Here is a 16,971-nt window from a genome sequence, read left to right on the forward strand (position 1 = left end):
GGGCTCAGACGAGCTTGCGCAGATGCGGGACCAGCTGCTTGAGCGCGCGGCCTCGGTGCGACTCCGCGTCCTTCTGCTCGGCGGTCATCTCCGCCGAGGTGATCTCGTAGCCGTCCGGCAAGAAGATCGGGTCGTAGCCGAAACCGTTGGTGCCACGGCGTGCGCGCAGCAGCTTGCCGCGCCACTCGCCGCGCACGACGACCTCGTCGCCGCCGGGCACCACAAGCGCCACCACCGACACGAACGCGGCACCGCGGCGTTCGTCCGGGACGTCGCCGAGCTGTCCCAGGAGCAGGTCCAGGTTCGCGTCGTCGTCGCCGTGCCGGCCCGACCACCGCGCGGACAGCACGCCGGGCATGCCGTTCAGCTCGTCGACGGCCAGGCCCGAGTCGTCCGCGACGGACACGAGGCCCGTGGCGGCCGCGGCGTCACGGGCCTTGGCGAGCGCGTTGCCCTCGAAGTCCGGCGCGGTCTCGGGCGCCTCGGGGAACTCCGGCACGTCGGCGAGGGAGAGCACCTCGATGCCGGTCAGCTCCTCCGCGACGACGATGCGCCGCAGCTCCTTGAGCTTCTTCGCGTTGCGGGACGCCAGGAGGAGCTTCACCGCTTGCCGCCGGTCTTCGGCTCGGGCAGCACGCCGGGGTACGGCTGGGCGAGCGCCTCCGCCTGGATGCGGTTCAGCTCTGCGCAGCCCTGCAGGGCCACGTCCAGCATCCTGTCCAAAGTGGAGCGGGCGAACGTCGCGCCCTCACCGGTGCCCTGGACCTCGATCAACGTGCCCGCGTCGGTCGCGACGACGTTCATGTCGACCTCGGCCCGCGAGTCCTCCTCGTAGGGCAGGTCGAGGCGGACCCGTCCGTCCACGACGCCCACCGACACCGCGGAGACGGCGCACGACAGCGGGTTGGGGTCGGCCAGGCGACCGGCGGCGCCCAGGTACGTCACGGCGTCCGCCAGTGCGACGTAGGCGCCCGTGATGGCCGCGGTGCGGGTGCCGCCGTCGGCCTGGATCACGTCGCAGTCGATGACGATCGTGTTCTCGCCCAGCGCCGCCAGGTCGATGCAGGCACGCAGGGACCGGCCGATCAGGCGCGAGATCTCGTGCGTGCGGCCGCCGATGCGGCCCTTCACCGACTCGCGGTCGCTGCGCGAGTGGGTCGCGGACGGCAGCATCGCGTACTCGGCGGTCACCCAGCCCAGGCCGGAGCCGGAACGCCAGCGGGGCACGCCTTCGGTGACACTCGCGGCGCACAGCACGCGGGTGTTCCCGAACTCGATCAGGACCGAGCCCGCGGGCCAGGTCTGATATCCACGCGTGATCCGGATGTCACGCAACACGTCGTCGTATCGGCCATCGCTTCGCACCACGGGGCCTACCCTAATGACCCTCGGCCTGCTGAACCTTCCGGGGCGCCGTGGCGTAGGGAGAGACATGCTGACGATCGACGGTCTACCGCTCCACCCGTTGCTGGTGCACGCGGTGGTCGTGCTGCTGCCCCTCGCGGCGCTCAGCGCGGTCGCGATCGCGCTCGTGCCGAACTGGCGGCGGAAGTACGCGTGGCCCGTCCTCGGCATCACGCTGGCCGGTGTCGCCGCGGTTCCCGCCGCCGTCCAGGCGGGCGAGGACCTCCAGGCCGCGCTGGAGCGCAACGGCGTGCAGAACCCCGCCATCCAGACGCACGCCGACCTCGGCGACGTGCTGCTGCCCGTCGCGCTCGGGTTCGGCGTCGCGGTGATCGCGCTGCTGGTCGCGGGCAGGCTCGCCGACCGCGAGCGCCAGGCGGAGGCGCCGACCACGAAGACGTGGCGCGTCGTCTCAGTGGTGGTGTCGGTCCTGGTGATGCTGCTCGCGGCCGGGACCGTCGTGCAGACCGTGCGCGCCGGTCACAGCGGGTCGACGGCGGTCTGGAGCGGTGTCGGGAGCTGAAGCGGCGCCGTCGCCGACTGCTTCAACGTCCGCGTGACCGTGCAGAACTGCTCGACCGCGCGCCGGACGACCGTCTCGAGCGCCTCCGGGTCGTCCACGGCGGACAGGTCGTAGGACAGCGTCACGGGGATGGAGATCACCTCGTTGCCGCTCTCGGACTGGACGGCGTCGGCGACCGCGGACAGCTCGCCGCCGCCGGTGCGGCGCAGCACGAGCGTCTCCGACGTCACCAGCGCGCATCCCGCGGCGGCCGCCACCAGCAGCTCGACCGGGCTGAACGAGCCCTCCTGGCCCTTGCGGCCGATGCGCACCGACGCGCCTCTGTCGTTCGTCGCGACGAACTCGTGCTCGCCGACCCGCTCCACGTTGATCATGTCCGCTCCCCCACCTCGTACCGGCCGCCCTCTACGACCAGCTCGCACCGCCCGCCGAAGGCCGACTCGGCCTCCTTCAGCACGTCCTCGCGCGACGTCCACGGCGGCACGTGCGTGACCAGCAGCCGCCCGGCGCCCGCGCGTTCGGCCAGCTCGCCCGCCTGCCTGCCGGACAGGTGCAGCCCCGCCGGGCGGCGCGGCGAGTGCGTCCAGCTCGCCTCGCTGAGCAGCACGTCCACTCCCGACGCCAGGGCGTCCAGCGCCGCGCACGGCCCGCTGTCGCCGGTGTAGGCCAGCGACACGCCGCCGCACGAGATGCGGAACCCGTAAGCCTCGCAAGGATGGTCGACCAGAGCGGACTCCACCGTGAACGGTCCGATGTGGACGGTGCCGCCCAGCCGGTGGAACGAGAAGACGTCGCAGAGGTCGAGCGACGCCCGTTCCGCCTCGTCCGGCGCGTACGCCGCGGCGAACCGGGAGGGCGCCTCGGCGGGCGCGTACACCGGCAGCACGGTCGCAGGCGGCGTCGGGTGGTACTTCCGCGCCACGTACAGGGACGACACGTCGATGCAGTGGTCGGGGTGCAGGTGCGAGAGCACCAGGGCGTCCATCGAGAACAGCGGGCGTTCCTCCTGGAACCGCGACAGCACCCCGTTGCCGAACTCCAGCACCAGCGTGAACCCGTCGGCCTCCAGGAGGTACCCCGACGCCGCCGCGCGGGGCCCGGGGATGCTGCCGGAGCAGCCCAGCACCGTCAGCAGCACGTCAGCCCCACTGTTCGAAGGTCGGCAGGAACCGGGCGGCGAGCTTCGCGAACCGTTCCGGCGGTCCGGTGCACGTCACCCGGTGCACGGGCGGTCCGTCGGCGAACTCGTCGCGTTCGGTCAGCAGCCGCACGACGTCCTTCACCGTCTCCTCCGCGCTCGACACCAGCGTCACGTGCTCGCCCATGACGATCTGGATCACGCCGGTCAGCAGCGGGTAGTGCGTGCAGCCGAGCACGACCGTGTCGACGTCGGCGCGCTGCAACGGCTCCAGGTACGCCTGGGCGAGGCCGAGCACCTGCCGTCCCGAAGTGATGCCGCGCTCGACGAAGTCGACGAACCGCGGGCACGCCGCCGCCGTGACGGTGACGTCGCGCGCCGCTTGGAACGCGTCTTGATAGGCGTGCGACTTGATCGTGCCGACCGTGGCGATCACGCCGACGCGGCCGCTGCGCGTCGTCATCACCGCGCGCCGCACCGCCGGGAGGATCACCTCGACCACCGGCACGTCGTAACGCTCGCGGGCATCGCGGAAGCAGGCGGCCGACGCCGTGTTGCACGCGATGACGAGCATCTTCGCGCCTTCGTCGACGAGCCTGTCGCAGATCTCCAGCGCGTGCTTGCGGGCCTGCGCGATCGGCAGCGGCCCGTACGGGCCGTTCGCCGTGTCGCCGATGTAGTGGATCGACTCGCCCGGCAGCTGGTCCATGATCGCGCGGGCGACCGTGAGGCCGCCGACGCCCGAGTCCATGATCCCGATCGTCACGGCGTGAATGTAGCCGGTGCGCTGCTCTTCCGGTTGTCGCGCGAGACACCCCACGCCGCCAGCACCCCGCCGACCGCGCCGAACAGGTGGCCTTCCCACGACACGCCCGGCTGGCCCGGCAGCACACCCCACAAAGCGGCCCCGTACAACGCGAACACGCCGACCGCGATGACGAGCTGCAGCCACGACCGCGCGAAGACCCCGCGCACCAGCAGGAACGCGAGGAACCCGAACACCAGCCCGGACGCGCCGATGTGGCTGCCGGGGCTGCCGAACACCCACACGCCGAGCGCGGAGGTCAGCCAGATGACCGCGGTGACCTGGAAGAACTGCTTCAGCCCGCCGGAGCTCGCGAGGAAACCGAGCAGCAGCAACGGAACGGCGTTGCCGGTGAGGTGGCTCCAGTCGCCGTGGATCAGCGGCATCCACAGCAGGTTGTCCCACTCGCCGAAGTCGCGCGGCCGCACTCCGTCGTCCTCCAGCGACCCACCGGTCGCGACGTCGAAGACCTCGACCGCGTACAGGAAGCCGACGAACCCGGCCACGACGAGCAGCGACAGCACGGGGTGCGGCGGAATGACTCGTTTCGCGAGGGCGGCGGTGCGATCCACGCTCTCCAGCGTACGTGCACCTAAGCTGATCAGGTGGCGATTGAGGTGGCTGTACGCGCATCGGCTCAGCTGGGCGAGGGCCCCACGTGGGACCACGGCAGCTCCACGTTGCTGTGGGTGGACATCCTCGCCTCGGAGGTGCACCGCTACGCCCCCGCCCGCGACCACGACGCGGTGCTCGACGTCCCCCAGCACGTCGGCGCCGCCAAACCCCGTGCGCAGGGCGGCATCGTCTGCAACCTGCGCGACGGCATAGCGCTGATCGACCGCGACGGCACCAAGACCTGGCTCGTCTACTGGGCCCGCGAGGGCGTGCGCGGCAACGACGCGGGCGTCGACCCGGCGGGCAGGCTCTGGGCCGGCACCATGCGCTACGACCAGGCCGCCGACGAGGGCTGGCTCGCCAGGGTCACCGGCGACGGCGCCGCGAAGGTCGTGCTGGACCGGGTGAACACCAGCAACGGCGTCGGCTGGAGCCCGGACGCGAAGCTCATGTACTACATCGACACCCCGACCCGCCGCGTCGACGTCCTCGACTTCGACAACTCCGACGGCACGGTGTCCCGCCGCCGCCCGCTCACCCACGTCGGCAACACCGACGGCTGGCCGGACGGCCTGTGCGTCGACGCCGACGGCTGCGTGTGGGTCGCTTTGTGGGGCGGGCACGCCGTGCGCCGCTACACGCCCGCCGGAGAGCTCGACCGGGAGATCGCGTTACCCGTGGACAACCCGACCGCGTGCTGCTTCGGCGGCCCGGACTTCACCGACCTGTACGTCACGTCCGCCCGCGTCGGGCTGTCCGACGAGGCGCTGGCCGCCCGGGAGCTGAACGGGTCGGTGCTCGTGCTGCCCGGTCTGGGCGCGGGGCTGCCGGGGACCGCGTTCGCGGGCTGACCGCCGGGTGCTCACCGCGAGGTCGCCCGCACGCTGACGCAGGGGTCCCCCCGAACCGGGAACCCCTGCGTCACAACGTACTCGGCACCACCGACAAGATCGTCCGGTTGGGCGCTCAGGCCCAGAGGTGCCCGTCCAGCCGGGCGGCGGCCTCGTCGAGCGTCCCCGCGTACGCGCCGGTCGACAGGTACTTCCATCCGCCGTCGGCGACGATGAACACGATGTCCGCTGGCTTGCCCGCGACCTCGGCCTTCTGGGCCACGGCCAGTGCGGCGTGCAGGATCGCGCCCGTCGAGATGCCGGCGAAGATGCCTTCGGTCTCCAGCAGCTGGCGGGTGCGGCGCAGGGCGTCGTAGGAGCCGACGGAGTAGCGGCCGGTGAGGACCGACTCGTCGTACAGCTCCGGGACGAAGCCCTCGTCGAGGTTGCGCAGGCCGTAGACCAGCTCGCCGTAGCGCGGTTCGGCGGCGATGACCTGCACGTCCGGCTTGGCCTCCCGCAGGAACCTGCCGACGCCCACCAGCGTTCCCGTCGTGCCCAGGCCAGCGACGAAGTGCGTGATGGTGGGCAGGTCGGCGAGGATCTCCGGGCCGGTGCCGCGGAAGTGCGCCTCCGCGTTCGCCGGGTTGCCGTACTGGTAGAGCATGACCCAGTCCGGGTTCTGCTTGGCGAGCTCCTTGGCCGTGGCGACGGCCTGGTTGGAGCCGCCCGCGGCCGGGGAGAACACGATGCGCGCGCCGTACGCCTGCAGCAGCTGGCGGCGTTCGGTGGAGGTGTTCTCCGGCATCACGCAGACCAGGCCGTAGCCCTTGAGCTTGGCGGCCATGGCGAGCGAGATGCCGGTGTTGCCGGACGTCGGCTCCAGGATCGTCGCGCCGGGGCGCAGCACGCCGTCCCGCTCCGCCGCCTCGATCATGGCCAGCGCGGGCCGGTCCTTGATCGAGCCGGTCGGGTTGCGGTCCTCGAGCTTCGCCCAGATGCGGACGTTCTCCGACGGCGACAGGCGGGGCAGGCCGACCAGCGGCGTGCCGCCGAGCGCGTCGAGGAGCGAGTCGTAGCGGGCCACGGCGGGATCAGCCGCCCGCGACGGCCGGGAGGATGGTGACGTTGTCGCCGTCCTTCACCGCGGCGTCGAGGCCGCCGGCGAAGCGCACGTCCTCGTCGTTGACGTAGACGTTGACGAAGCGGTGCAGCGCGCCTTCCTTGACCAGGCGGGCCTTGAGGCCGCCGTGGTTGTTCTCCAGGTCGTCGATGACCTCGGCGAGCGTCGTGCCGGTGGCGGACACCGACTTCTCGCCCCCGGTGTGGGTGCGCAGGATGGTCGGGATCGACACGGTGACGGCCATGGTGGTTCTACCTCCGGGAAACGGGTGCTACTCAGGATTCGACGATCTTGACCGGTTCCTCGGTCACGACACCGTCGACGATGCGGTACGACCGCAGCTCGTGCTCGTCCGGGTCACGCGTCGAGACCAGCACGTAGTGGGCCTCCGGCTCGCCCGCGAACGCGATGTCGGTGCGGGACGGGTACGCCTCGGTCGCGGTGTGCGAGTGGTAGATGACCACCGGCACCTCGTCGTTCGCGTCCATCTCGCGCCAGACCTTGAGCTGCTCGCCGGCGTCGAACCGGTAGAACGTGGGCGACCGCTCGGCGTTCTCCATCTCGATGAAGCGCTCCGGGCGGTCGGACCCGTAGGGGCCCGCGATCACCCCGCACGCCTCGTCGGGATGGTCACGGCGCGCGTGGGCCACCATCGCGTCCACCAGGTCACGGCGAATCACCAGCACGCTTTCAATCCTACGGGCTGACGGGACTTGTCTCGGTATGCGAGATACCAACGTCACGCTCGCTATTTCAGTTCTGGCTTATATTAGTGACGGCTACTACAGTGGCCGCCGTGCACGCGTTCGACGTACTCGGCGACCCGGTGCGCAGGCGGATCCTGGAGCTCCTCGCCGGTGACGAACGCGCGGCGGGGGACGTCGGCGCGGCGGTCCAGGCCGAGTTCGGGATCACCCAGTCCGCCGTGTCGCAGCACCTCAAGGTGCTGCGCTCGAACGGGTTCGTCCGGGTCAGGCCGGAGGGGACGCGCCGGGTCTACGCCGTCGCGCCGGACCCGCTGCGGGAGATCGACGCGTGGCTCGGCCACTTCCGGCGGTTCTGGGAACCGCACCTCGACGCGCTCGCGACCGAGCTGGCCCGCGGCAAGCGGGAACGCGGACCGGAGGAGAACGGTGACTGACCGGGGCCACGAGGGCGAGAAGCTCGTCATCCGCCCCGCCGAGATCGTGCCCACCCGGGAGATCGGCGAGATGAGCACCGACGTGCCGGCGCTGGAGAGGTACCTCGCGGTGCTGTCGCGGCAGCCCTCAGCGGCGGCGGCTGAGCACGACCACGAGGTAGAGGGCCAGCAACGCCACGCCGCGCCGCCGTTGCCCCTGGTCGAGGCCGCGCCAGGCGGCCAGCTCCGCCCACGCCGCGAGCGGGGTGGTGGCGACGCCGAGCTTCATCAGCACCTTGCCGACTGCCGGTGGCACGAGGAACGAGGCGGCGAACAGCCCCGCGGGTGCGACGACCGCCAGCTCCCTGCCGGGGATCTGGCGAGCCGCGCCGGGCGGGGCGAGCTCGGTGACGACACCTGCGGCTTGATCGAGTACGTCGGCCATGCCGGAGGGTTACCCACTCAGAGGTCGCGGAAAGCCACCACGCCGTTCAGCGACGTCGCCTCGCGGGTTCCGGACACCACGGCCTCGGCGAACATCTCGGCGGCGGCGGTGCACAGCGCGTCGAGCGCGAACGCACGCGGCTCCGCCAGCGGCACGGCACCGGTGGCCAGCGCGAACACCGTGTCGCCGTCGAACATCGAGTGCGCGGGACGGACGGCGCGGGCCAGGCCGTCCTGCGCGGCCATCGCGAGCCGCCGGCACTCCGCCTTGGACAGGTCCGCGTCGACCGCGACGACGCCGATGGTCGTGTTCAGGCCGTCGGGCTTGCGCTCGGGCAACGCGACGGCGGTCGTACCGAGCGAGGGCAGCCACGGCAGGCCGGACGCGCGGTCGGCAACCTCGCCGGCCGCGTTCACCACGGCCAGCGCACCGACCCGGTGTGCTCCGGCGGTCGTCGACGCGACGCCGACACCACCTTTGAGCGACCCGACCCGTGCCCCGGCGCCCGCGCCGACGCACCCCAGCTCGAACTCGGAGGAGGCCGCCTCGCAGGCCGCGTAGCCGAACGACGCGTCCGGCCGGTTGCCCCACTCGGACATCGGCAGGTCGAAGATCACCGCGCCCGGCACGATCGGCACCACGTGGTGCGGCTGCGCGCCGACCCGGAACCCGATCGAGCGTTCCGACAGCCACCGCATCACGCCGTCGGCGGCCGCGAGCCCGTAGGCGGAGCCGCCGCTCAGGCACACCGCGTGCACCTGCTGGACCAGGTTCGACGGGTCCAGCAGGTCGGTCTCGCGGGTGCCGGGCGCGCCGCCGCGTCCGTCGACCGCCCCGACCGCGCCGTCCGGCACGAGCACCACGGTGGTGCCCGTGGCCCAGCCGGGCTCGACGCGGTGGTGGTGGCCGACGAGGACGCCGGGGATCACGGCATCATCGCCTCGACCAGGGTGTCCTGCACCCAGGTCAGCCAGTGGTAGACGCCGAGGTGCGGCGAGCGCGGGTCCTCCGGCGGCAGCTCGTCCGGCATGTCCTCGGTGACGTCCAGCGCCGTCCCGAGGGCCAGCCGCACGTCGTTCAGCGACGAGAGCCACGCCTCGGCCTGCCCGATCGACAGCCGGATCTCGCCACCGTCGGGTGAGCAGGTCCGCAGCACGACCTCGGCGGCGCCGGTCTTGTGGTCGAGCAGCTCCGGTTCGTGCAGGGAGCGCAGCGCAGCGGCGGAGTTCACCTCGTCCGGGTCGGGCGCGTCGTCGTCGAGGCGGTGGAAGTCCGGGAGCAGCCTGCCCAGGATCGGGTCGTCGGGGGCCTCCGACGATCCCGTCCTGATGCCGGTCAGCTCGGCGAGCTCGTCCTGCGGCGCCTCCTCGGCGCGGGCCAGGAGCATGTCCTGGATCTGGCTCACCAGACCGCGCACGACCGCGGCCTCCTGCTGGTCCAGCCGCCCGATGACGAGGTCACCGTCGCGGATCCACCGCTTCACGAGGCCCGCTGCATGGTCGCCCAGAGCCCCGCCGCGTGCAGCTTCGCCACGTCGGCCTCCACCTTGTCCTTGGTGCCCGATGTCACGATCGCCTTGCCCTTGTGGTGCACGTCCAGCATCAGCTTGGTCGCCTTGTCCCTGCTGAAGCCGAACAGCTTCTGGAAGACGTACGTCACGTACGACATGAGGTTGACCGGGTCGTTCCAGACCACGGTCTGCCAGGGCCGGTCCTCCGCGGCGATCTCCTCACCGACGGCCTCTGGTTGCGTCCGTTCCTGTTCGACGGGCGTGGTCATACCGCCAATGGTGTCATGTTCGCCGCAGTGGCGGAGACCGCATGGGACTAAACCGCGCGCGACCTTAGGGTTGGTGACCATGAACTCGACGGCGTTGCTCACCGACCACTACGAGCTGACCATGCTCGCGGCCGCGCTGCGTGACGGGACCGGTGACCGTCCGTGCGTGTTCGAGGTCTTCGCCCGCAGGCTGCCCGACGGACGGCGCTACGGCGTCGTGGCGGGCGTGTCGCGGCTGCTCGAGGCGATCGAGGAGTTCCGCTTCGGCGAGGAGGAGATCGACCAGCTGCGCCGCAACTCCGTCGTCGACGACTCCACTTTGGAGTGGCTCGCGAACTACCGGTTCACCGGTGAGATCGACGGGTATCCCGACGGCGAGCTGTACTTCCCGGGTTCGCCGGTGCTGACGGTCAGGTCGTCGTTCGCGGAGGGGGTCGTGCTGGAGACCATCGCGCTCTCCATCCTCAACCACGACAGCGCCATCGCGTCCGCCGCCGCCCGCATGGTGACCGCCGCGAACGGCCGTCACATGATCGAGATGGGCTCCCGCCGCACGCACGAGGAGGCCGCCGTGGCGAGCGCCCGCGCGGCGTACCTGGCGGGCTTCCACGCCACCTCGAACCTGGAGGCGGGCCGCAGGCACGGCATCCCGACGGCCGGCACGTGCGCGCACGCGTTCACGTTGCTGCACGACACCGAGGAAGAGGCGTTCCGCAGCCAGGTCGAGGCGCTGGGCGTCGGCACGACGCTGCTGGTCGACACCTACGACATCACCGAGGGCATCAAGAAGGCCGTCGCCGTCGCGGGCCCCGAGCTGGGCGCGATCCGGATCGACTCGGGCGACCTGGGCGTCATGGCCAGGCAGGCGCGCGACCAGCTCGACGCGCTGGGCGCGAAGAACACCAGGATCGTGGTGTCGAGCGACCTCGACGAGTACGCGATCGCGGCCCTGCGCGCGGAGCCCGTGGACGCCTACGGCGTGGGCACGTCCGTCGTGACCGGGTCCGGCGCGCCGACCGCGGGCCTGGTCTACAAGCTGGTCGAGGTCGACGGCAGGCACGTCGAGAAGCGCAGCACGTCCAAGCAGTCGCGCGGCGGCTGGAAGAAGGCGTTGCGGCGGCACAAGGACACCGGCACGGCCCTGGAAGAGGTCGTGTTCCAGGCGTCCGCCGAACCGGGGCTGGGCGAGCACGACCGGCTCGTGCAGATCCCGCTCGTGCGGTCCGGCCGGACCACCGAGGACGTTCCCACGCTGGAGCAGAGCCGCGAGCTGCTGCGCGCGGCCCTGGTGAGCGTGCCGTGGGAAGGACTCAAGCTCTCGCGCGGCGAGCCCGCGATCCCGACGACCTACCTGGAGGGCTGACATGACCAAGGCGCTGATCGTCGTGGACGTGCAGAACGACTTCTGCGAGGGCGGCTCGCTGGCCGTCGCCGGTGGCGCGGCCGTCGCCGCCGCCATCTCGCAGCACATCGCCGCGTCGTCCTACGACCACGTCGTGGCGACCCGCGACTACCACGTCGACCCCGGCTCGCACTTCTCGCTGACGCCGGACTTCATCGACTCGTGGCCGGTGCACTGCGTGGCGGGCTCGCCCGGCGCGTCGTTCCACCCCGAGCTGGACGTGGCCGCGATCGAGCAGGTGTTCTCGAAGGGCCGGTTCGCCGCCGCCTACTCGGGGTTCGAGGCCGAGAACGACCTCGCGGGCTGGCTGACGGACAAGGGCGTGACCGAGGTGGACGTCGTGGGCATCGCGACGGACCACTGCGTGCGCGCCACGGCTCTGGACGCGCACCGCAGCGGGTTCCGCACGCGGGTGCTCGTCGACCTCACGGCGGCGGTGGCCCCGACGACCCGCGACGCGGCCGTCGAGGAGCTCCTCGCCGCGGGTGTCGTCGTCGCCTGACTCGGGTCAGGGCGTCGGTGAGCAGGCCACGGAACCGACGGTGACGCTGCCCGTGTAGCCGGACGGCGGCTCGAACGTGATCCGCAGCAGGGTCATGCTGATGCTGCCGTCGTTCGGCTCGGGCAGCACCGAGTCGGTGAACTTGGCCTTGGCGAGCACGGTGCCGTCGCTCGCCTTGACCTCGTGCACGTGGCCGGGCTGGATCTGCGTCGGCAGACCCGTCCAGCCGGTCATCCCCTTGAGCTGCCAGCCCGCCTGCGTGCCCTTGTCGTCGGCGTCGCAGGTGACCGTCCACTCGCTGATCCTGAGCCGGGGGCCCTTCGCCGCGGTGAGCGCGGACAGCTCGAACCCGGTGCCCTTGGCGACCGACCTGGTCCTGGTGAGGAACTCGTCCGGGTTCACGACCTCGGTCGTGCACGAGGAGCTCGTCGCGCCGAACTTGAGGCCGGGCCTGGTCACGGCGGGGCTCGACCCGGCGACGGTGCCCTCCGCGTCCGGGTTCACGTCGCACACCGCGAGTGGCGCGACCTCGACGGTCTGGCCCGGCTGCGAGAAGCTCGCCGACCCCGAGGACGCGGTGCCGGGCGGGTTGGACGCGAGCGCGGGTGCCGCGCTCGCGAACGACAACGCGGCCACCGCTCCCGCGATCAGGCTCTTGCGCACTGGTGCCATCTCCCCTGCGGCTCGTTTTCCCACGGGCCGATAATGGTTGGGGGACGTGGCGGCGCTGAGAGCTCGGCGTCTTTGCCACCCGTTCGAGAAATCGCGATTACTCGAACGGGTGACATTCAGCGCGCTCCCACGAGCGTGGCGAACGGTTCCCTGCGCGGCAGCGCTGTCGGCAGGCCCGCCAGCCGTTCCAGCGCGGCGCAGACGCGGACGGCGGCACGCCCGTCGCCGAACGGGTTGCGCCCGAGCGGCAGCCGCAGCCGCGACCCGAGCACCCAGCCCGCCTCGGCGAGGATGCGGGTGGTGTCGGTGCCGACGAGCCACGCGCACCCGGCGTCGACGGCGAGCATGCGTTCGGTGGTCTCCCGCAGCACCAGCACCGGCACGCCGAACGTGGGCGCCTCCTCCTGGATGCCGCCGGAGTCGGTGAGCACCAGGGCGGCGCGGCGCAGCACCCGCACGAGGTCCGGGTAGCCGAGCGGTTCGGTGATGACGATGCGCTCGTGGCCGCCCAGCATCGACACGACCTGGTCGCGCACACCGGGGTTCGGGTGCGCCGGGACCAGCACGTGCAGGTCGGGGTGCCGGTCGGCGATGGCGCGCACGGCGTTGAGCACGCGCATGAGCGGGCGTTCCCACGACTCGCGGCGGTGCACGGTGACGAGCATGAGCCGGTCGCCGCTGTCGTCGAGGGTGCGTTCCAGCGCCACGAGGTCCGCGTTCGCCGGGGGCTGCGAGACGGAGGCGACGCGCTGCACGGCGTCCACGACGGTGTTGCCGGTGACGACGATGTGGCTGTCCGGCAGGCGTTCGCCGGTGAGGGCGTTGGCGGCGTCGTCGGTCGGCGCGAGGTGCAGCGCGGTGATGCGGGAGATCATCTGCCGGTTCCCCTCCTCGGGGAACGGGCCGTGCAGGTCGCCGGTGCGCAGCCCGGCTTCGAGGTGCGCGACGGGGATGCCGCGCCAGAACGAGGCGAGCGCCGCCGCCAGGGTGGTCGTGGTGTCGCCCTGCACGAGGGTGACCGCGGGGGCGCGCTCGGTCAGCACGGCGTCGAACTCGGGCAGCAGCCGGGAGACGAGCTCCGCCTGCGTGCCGGTGTCGCGGGGCACGTCCAGCCGCAGGTCGGGCTCCAGGTCGAAGGCGGCCAGCGCCTGCTCGACCATGCCGGAGTGCTGTCCGCTGTGGACGATCGTCGGGCGGAGACCGGGGTGCCCGCGCAGCGCGATGGCCACCGGGGCGATCTTCACGGCTTCCGGCCTCGTGCCGGCCACCAGCAGAACCTCTTTGCTCACCGTTGTCCTCTCCTTGCTCGAACCGGGGAGGGCCCGCCTGGGAACGGGAGGGGGCGCGGTTCCCAGGCGGGCCTGTGTCAGCCGGTGCGATCCGGCCTGGTCTGCGCGGGAACCGCCGGACGGCGCCGCCTCGCCGCGTGCAGCGCCAGCGCGCCCGCGACGAGCAGCACGACCGCCGCGACGACCCACCACGTCACGTCGGCGCCGGTGACCGCGAGGGCACCCACGCCCGTGCCGACACCGATGCCGGTACCGGGGACCTTGTACATCCGCCGTTCTCCTCGGTCAGGCTTGCCCGGCGGACGGCAGGGCGGGCAGCGACGAGCGCCGGCGCAGTGCCGAGAACGCCACCGGGACGGCGATCAGGCCCAGCAGGCCGAGACCCGCCCACAGGCCCACGCCCGACGCCATCGGGATCGGCAGCGCGGCGGGGCCGCAGGTGGCGGACGAGATGACCACGTCGCCGGAGCCGATGGAGCCGAGCACGCCGTTGAGCAGCCTGATGTGGACGGCGTTGACGGTGAGGCTGCCGTCGCCGTTTCGCACCTGCTCGTTGAAGACGACCTCGGCGATCTTGATGCCGAGCAGCTGCACGTCGAGCTTGGTGTTCGCCGCCGGCTCGGCGTCGACCTGGCCCAGCCTGCCGAGGTCGATCCCGGCGAGCGTGGCCTTGCCGGTGATCCCCTCCTGGGTGGCCGCGCACTCCGCCACCACGGCGTCCGCGGAGATCCTGCCGGTGACGGCGGTGAGCAGGTCGACGCCCACGCCCGCGGTGCTCGCGCTGGAGGACACGGCTCCGGAGTTGTCGTCGCGCGAGGCGGCGGTGTTGATGACACCGGTGCTGATGATCCCGGTGAGGTTCAGGCCGACCGCCGTGTTCGCCGTCGGGCCGTTCGCGTTGGCCTCGGCGACCGGTCCCGCGCTCACCGCGGGGCTGCCGAGCAGGGTCACGTCGATCTTCGCGCCATGAGCCGAGGCGTCCCCCGGGGCGGCCGAAGCGGGTGCGGCGCCGGCCAGGAGAGCGGCGATCGCCACGACTCCGGTCAGTGCCGTCATTCGGACACGCATGAAACTCCTTCCCTTACTTCCTCCGGCCCCCAGGGCGTGGCGATACCAAGGTGGTTTCACGCTTCCGGGGGCAATTACCGCCATCGGCCATCCATCGGGGGAACTGATGGTTACTCCCCGTATCGGGGGACGTGATCACTCGACTCGCCCAATCGGAGCCACTCATGGTTGGTTTCCGGATCAAAATTCGGTCACGGCGTCACTCGATCCGGGGATGAGGGCTGACGTTCCGTCTTCCGATGGAACCTGGACTAGCCCGTTTGGGCGCTCCCCCATAGAGGGAAAGGATCGCAAGGGTGACGCTTGCAGCACGCCGCATCACGTTCCCGAGCCGGGTGACCGTGGTCCTCCTGCTCGCCCTGGCCGCGGGCCTCGTGCTCGCGCACGGGCTCTACCGCGCCGCGGAGATCTCGGTGTCCGGCGCGATCTTGGACGTCGTCAGCTCCTACGGCGTGCACGTGGTCCCCGGCCGCCAGACGGTCTACTTCGGACTCGGCTCGGACACTCCGCTCGGGCTGCGGATGACGCCGGAGTGCACCTCGGCGTTCCTGGTGCTGCCGCTGGTGGTCGTCGGCGCGGTGATGATCGCGCTGCGGCCGCGCGTCCAGTCGCGGGTGCTGGCCGCGCTGGGCGTCGCCGCGCTCGCGGTCGTCGTGGTGAACCAGCTCCGCGTGCTCACGCTCGCCGGCCTGGTGCGCTGGCTGGGCGTCGACACCGGCTACCACTGGGGCCACACGCTGCTCGGCTCGATGGTGAGCGTGCTCGGCGGCGCGGCGGCGCTGGTGACGTTCGTCTGGCTGGCGACGCGCAAGTGAGCCTCGACCTCGTCCTCGGGTTCACGCAGGCCCTCGCTCTGACGATGAGCGTCGCCTTCGTGACGTACGTGTTCGTCATCGTGGTGCCGTACCTGCGGCGCAAACCCGCCCCCACCGGTGCCCCGGAGTCGTTGGAGTGGCACTTCTTCGTGCCATGCCGCGACGAGGAAGCCGTCATCGGCGGCACGATCCGGTATCTGCGCGAGACGTTCCCCATCGCGCACGTGTGGGTCATCGACGACGACTCCGACGACAGCACCGCCGGTGTCGTGCGGACGCTGAAACGCGGCGATGGAGTCCGCGACCCGCAGATCCACCTCGTCCAACGCCAGCGTCCGTATGCCCGCACCGGCAAGGGGAACGCGTTGAACGACGCGTACCGCACGCTCAAGCTGTGGATGGGAAAACGGGCCGACACCGACCGCGCGATCGTCGTCGTGGTGGACGCCGACGGCCGTCCCGCCCCGAACTGCCTGGAGGTCTGCGCGGCGGCCCACCTGTTCGGCAACCCGAAGATCGGCGCCGTGCAGGTGGACGTCCGGATGATCAACGCGGGCACGCCGCAGCCGGGCGTCTCCCGCTGGCGGCGCGCTTTCGGCGCGGGTCTCGTCCGGATGCAGGACCTGGAGTTCCGCACGGCCATCGCGGCGATCCAGATGTCGCGCGGCGCCACCGGCACGATCTCGATGGGCGGCAACGGCCAGTTCACCCGGCTGTCCGCTTTGGACTCCATCGCCGGACCGGCCGGGAGCCCGTGGCGCGGCTCGCTGCTGGAGGACTTCGAGCTGGGCGTGCACCTGCTGACCGAGGGCTGGCACACCGGGTTCACGCTCGACACGCACGTCAACCAGGAGGCCCTGTACTCGCTGCGCCGGTTCCTCGCGCAACGCACGAGGTGGGGGCAGGGAACCATGCAGTGCATGCGCTACCTGCGCCGCATCTGGGACTCCGAACACCTGACCACGCTCGGCGCCGCCGAGATGATGTACTACCTCGCGCAACCGTGGATGCAGTTGCTCGGCACGCTGATCTACCCGATCCCGATGGTGATGATGGCGTACCGGTTCGTGCTGTCGCCGTCCGAAGTGGTGACGTGGTTCGTCGACGGCGCGTGGGTCCTGTTCACCGTCTACGGCGCCTTCGGTTTGCTGCCGTTCGTCCTGTGGGGACCGGTGTACCGCGCTCGGTGCGTTTCCGTCGGGTTCTGGAAATCCATTGCGTACGGGCTCGGTTACGCGTTGTACATCTACACCTTCTACATCACGTCGTGGCGTGCGCTGATCCGGTTGGTGCGCGGCCACAACGGCTGGACGAAGACGCGGCGCAACGAGGAACGCCTCACCGGCAAGGTGGCGCTGGACGTGTGAAGCATGTGTGAACGGTCACTTTGTGGTCTCCGGGCAAAGACGTTCTCGAGTCCTCCTGGTTAACCTCGGTTCAC

General features: G+C 71.4%; 24 protein-coding genes. 7 read left to right on the plus strand and 17 right to left on the minus strand.

All coding sequences use genetic code 11. The features are described from left to right. Positions 1-4: 4 nt before the first annotated feature. Positions 5-604: an RdgB/HAM1 family non-canonical purine NTP pyrophosphatase gene (rdgB, locus tag BLT23_RS16000; protein WP_090049941.1), complete on the minus strand. Its 600-nt coding sequence runs from the start codon at positions 602-604 to the stop codon at positions 5-7. Then, positions 601-1,368: a ribonuclease PH gene (gene rph / locus BLT23_RS16005; RefSeq protein WP_090049942.1), complete on the minus strand. Its 768-nt coding sequence runs from the start codon at positions 1,366-1,368 to the stop codon at positions 601-603. Before rph ends, rdgB begins: the two co-directional genes overlap by 4 nt. Before the next feature lie 64 nt (positions 1,369-1,432). On the opposite strand from rph, the gene BLT23_RS16010 reads away from it, so the two are divergent. Continuing rightward, a complete protein-coding gene (locus BLT23_RS16010; RefSeq protein WP_090049944.1) occupies positions 1,433-1,927 on the plus strand; it encodes a DUF2231 domain-containing protein in 495 nt (164 codons plus the stop codon). Here BLT23_RS16010 and BLT23_RS16015 read toward each other — a convergent pair. The 4 genes from BLT23_RS16015 to BLT23_RS16030 are packed head-to-tail and all read right to left on the minus strand — an operon-like array spanning position 1,885 to position 4,442. Then, entirely contained in the window at positions 1,885-2,301 is a 417-nt protein-coding gene (locus BLT23_RS16015; RefSeq protein ID WP_090049946.1) for an OsmC family protein, read from the minus strand. The two genes, BLT23_RS16010 and BLT23_RS16015, sit on opposite strands and share 43 nt — an antisense overlap. Next, entirely contained in the window at positions 2,298-3,065 is a 768-nt protein-coding gene (locus BLT23_RS16020) for an MBL fold metallo-hydrolase (RefSeq protein WP_090049948.1), read from the minus strand. Before BLT23_RS16020 ends, BLT23_RS16015 begins: the two co-directional genes overlap by 4 nt. Before the next feature lies 1 nt (position 3,066). Continuing rightward, the gene (murI, locus tag BLT23_RS16025; RefSeq protein WP_090050406.1) at positions 3,067-3,816 is read right to left on the minus strand and encodes a glutamate racemase; all 750 of its coding nucleotides are present in this window, start codon (positions 3,814-3,816) and stop codon (positions 3,067-3,069) included. Positions 3,817-3,827: 11 nt separating this feature from the next. Further along, entirely contained in the window at positions 3,828-4,442 is a 615-nt protein-coding gene (locus tag BLT23_RS16030; protein ID WP_245743987.1) for a rhomboid family intramembrane serine protease, read from the minus strand. Between the two features lie 45 nt (positions 4,443-4,487). Here BLT23_RS16030 and BLT23_RS16035 point away from each other — a divergent pair, with 45 nt between their 5' ends. Then, positions 4,488-5,336, plus strand: coding sequence for an SMP-30/gluconolactonase/LRE family protein (locus BLT23_RS16035; protein ID WP_090049951.1), 849 nt, complete (start codon positions 4,488-4,490; stop codon positions 5,334-5,336). 115 nt (positions 5,337-5,451) lie between these two features. Here BLT23_RS16035 and BLT23_RS16040 read toward each other — a convergent pair whose 3' ends face one another. Genes BLT23_RS16040 through BLT23_RS16050 form a run of 3 tightly spaced genes read right to left on the minus strand, consistent with a single transcriptional unit; the run spans position 5,452 to position 7,124 of the window. Beyond that, positions 5,452-6,402 carry a PLP-dependent cysteine synthase family protein gene (locus BLT23_RS16040; protein WP_090049952.1) on the minus strand — a complete coding sequence of 317 codons (951 nt, stop codon included), beginning with the start codon at positions 6,400-6,402 and terminating at the stop codon, positions 5,452-5,454. 7 nt (positions 6,403-6,409) lie between these two features. Next, entirely contained in the window at positions 6,410-6,682 is a 273-nt protein-coding gene (locus BLT23_RS16045) for a MoaD/ThiS family protein (RefSeq protein WP_090049954.1), read from the minus strand. Between the two features lie 31 nt (positions 6,683-6,713). Next, positions 6,714-7,124, minus strand: coding sequence for a M67 family metallopeptidase (locus BLT23_RS16050; protein ID WP_090049956.1), 411 nt, complete (start codon positions 7,122-7,124; stop codon positions 6,714-6,716). Between the two features lie 110 nt (positions 7,125-7,234). Here BLT23_RS16050 and BLT23_RS16055 point away from each other — a divergent pair, with 110 nt between their 5' ends. After that, a complete protein-coding gene (locus tag BLT23_RS16055) occupies positions 7,235-7,579 on the plus strand; it encodes an ArsR/SmtB family transcription factor (RefSeq protein WP_090050412.1) in 345 nt (114 codons plus the stop codon). 127 nt (positions 7,580-7,706) lie between these two features. On the opposite strand, the gene BLT23_RS16060 is transcribed toward BLT23_RS16055, so the two are convergent. The 4 genes from BLT23_RS16060 to clpS are packed head-to-tail and all read right to left on the minus strand — an operon-like array spanning position 7,707 to position 9,782. Beyond that, entirely contained in the window at positions 7,707-8,003 is a 297-nt protein-coding gene (locus tag BLT23_RS16060) for a hypothetical protein (protein ID WP_090049958.1), read from the minus strand. 17 nt (positions 8,004-8,020) lie between these two features. Then, complete coding sequence (locus tag BLT23_RS16065) at positions 8,021-8,932, minus strand: P1 family peptidase (RefSeq protein WP_090049960.1); 912 nt, start codon at positions 8,930-8,932, stop codon at positions 8,021-8,023. Then, positions 8,929-9,486 (minus strand): DUF2017 domain-containing protein, encoded by a 558-nt coding sequence (locus tag BLT23_RS16070; protein WP_176946771.1) that lies wholly within the window; start codon positions 9,484-9,486, stop codon positions 8,929-8,931. Before BLT23_RS16070 ends, BLT23_RS16065 begins: the two co-directional genes overlap by 4 nt. Further along, complete coding sequence (clpS, locus tag BLT23_RS16075; RefSeq protein ID WP_045310228.1) at positions 9,483-9,782, minus strand: ATP-dependent Clp protease adapter ClpS; 300 nt, start codon at positions 9,780-9,782, stop codon at positions 9,483-9,485. The genes BLT23_RS16070 and clpS overlap by 4 nt, the downstream gene beginning before the upstream one ends. Positions 9,783-9,861: 79 nt before the next feature. Between clpS and BLT23_RS16080 the strand changes: the two genes are divergently transcribed. Continuing rightward, positions 9,862-11,145 (plus strand): nicotinate phosphoribosyltransferase, encoded by a 1,284-nt coding sequence (locus BLT23_RS16080; protein ID WP_090050415.1) that lies wholly within the window; start codon positions 9,862-9,864, stop codon positions 11,143-11,145. 1 nt (position 11,146) lies between these two features. Beyond that, positions 11,147-11,686 carry an isochorismatase family protein gene (locus BLT23_RS16085; RefSeq protein ID WP_090049965.1) on the plus strand — a complete coding sequence of 180 codons (540 nt, stop codon included), beginning with the start codon at positions 11,147-11,149 and terminating at the stop codon, positions 11,684-11,686. 6 nt (positions 11,687-11,692) lie between these two features. Here the strand turns inward: BLT23_RS16085 and BLT23_RS16090 are convergent, their stop codons facing one another. The 4 genes from BLT23_RS16090 to BLT23_RS16105 all read right to left on the minus strand — a co-directional run bounded on the left by BLT23_RS16090 (position 11,693) and on the right by BLT23_RS16105 (position 14,715). After that, entirely contained in the window at positions 11,693-12,349 is a 657-nt protein-coding gene (locus BLT23_RS16090; RefSeq protein ID WP_090049967.1) for a hypothetical protein, read from the minus strand. A 125-nt stretch (positions 12,350-12,474) separates the two neighbouring features. Further along, positions 12,475-13,647: a non-hydrolyzing UDP-N-acetylglucosamine 2-epimerase gene (gene wecB, locus BLT23_RS16095; protein WP_090049969.1), complete on the minus strand. Its 1,173-nt coding sequence runs from the start codon at positions 13,645-13,647 to the stop codon at positions 12,475-12,477. A gap of 77 nt (positions 13,648-13,724) precedes the next feature. Continuing rightward, positions 13,725-13,916 carry an LPXTG cell wall anchor domain-containing protein gene (locus BLT23_RS16100; protein WP_090049971.1) on the minus strand — a complete coding sequence of 64 codons (192 nt, stop codon included), beginning with the start codon at positions 13,914-13,916 and terminating at the stop codon, positions 13,725-13,727. 16 nt (positions 13,917-13,932) lie between these two features. Next, positions 13,933-14,715 carry a choice-of-anchor protein CoaP gene (locus tag BLT23_RS16105; protein ID WP_090049973.1) on the minus strand — a complete coding sequence of 261 codons (783 nt, stop codon included), beginning with the start codon at positions 14,713-14,715 and terminating at the stop codon, positions 13,933-13,935. A gap of 296 nt (positions 14,716-15,011) precedes the next feature. Here BLT23_RS16105 and xrtP point away from each other — a divergent pair, with 296 nt between their 5' ends. Continuing rightward, entirely contained in the window at positions 15,012-15,530 is a 519-nt protein-coding gene (gene xrtP / locus BLT23_RS16110; protein WP_245743988.1) for an exosortase P, read from the plus strand. Next, positions 15,527-16,897 (plus strand): glycosyltransferase family protein, encoded by a 1,371-nt coding sequence (locus tag BLT23_RS16115; protein WP_483868417.1) that lies wholly within the window; start codon positions 15,527-15,529, stop codon positions 16,895-16,897. The genes xrtP and BLT23_RS16115 overlap by 4 nt, the downstream gene beginning before the upstream one ends. Positions 16,898-16,971 lie beyond the last annotated feature (74 nt).

Source organism: Lentzea fradiae, assembly GCF_900100955.1.
Taxonomy (GTDB): Bacteria; Actinomycetota; Actinomycetes; order Mycobacteriales; family Pseudonocardiaceae; genus Lentzea; species Lentzea fradiae.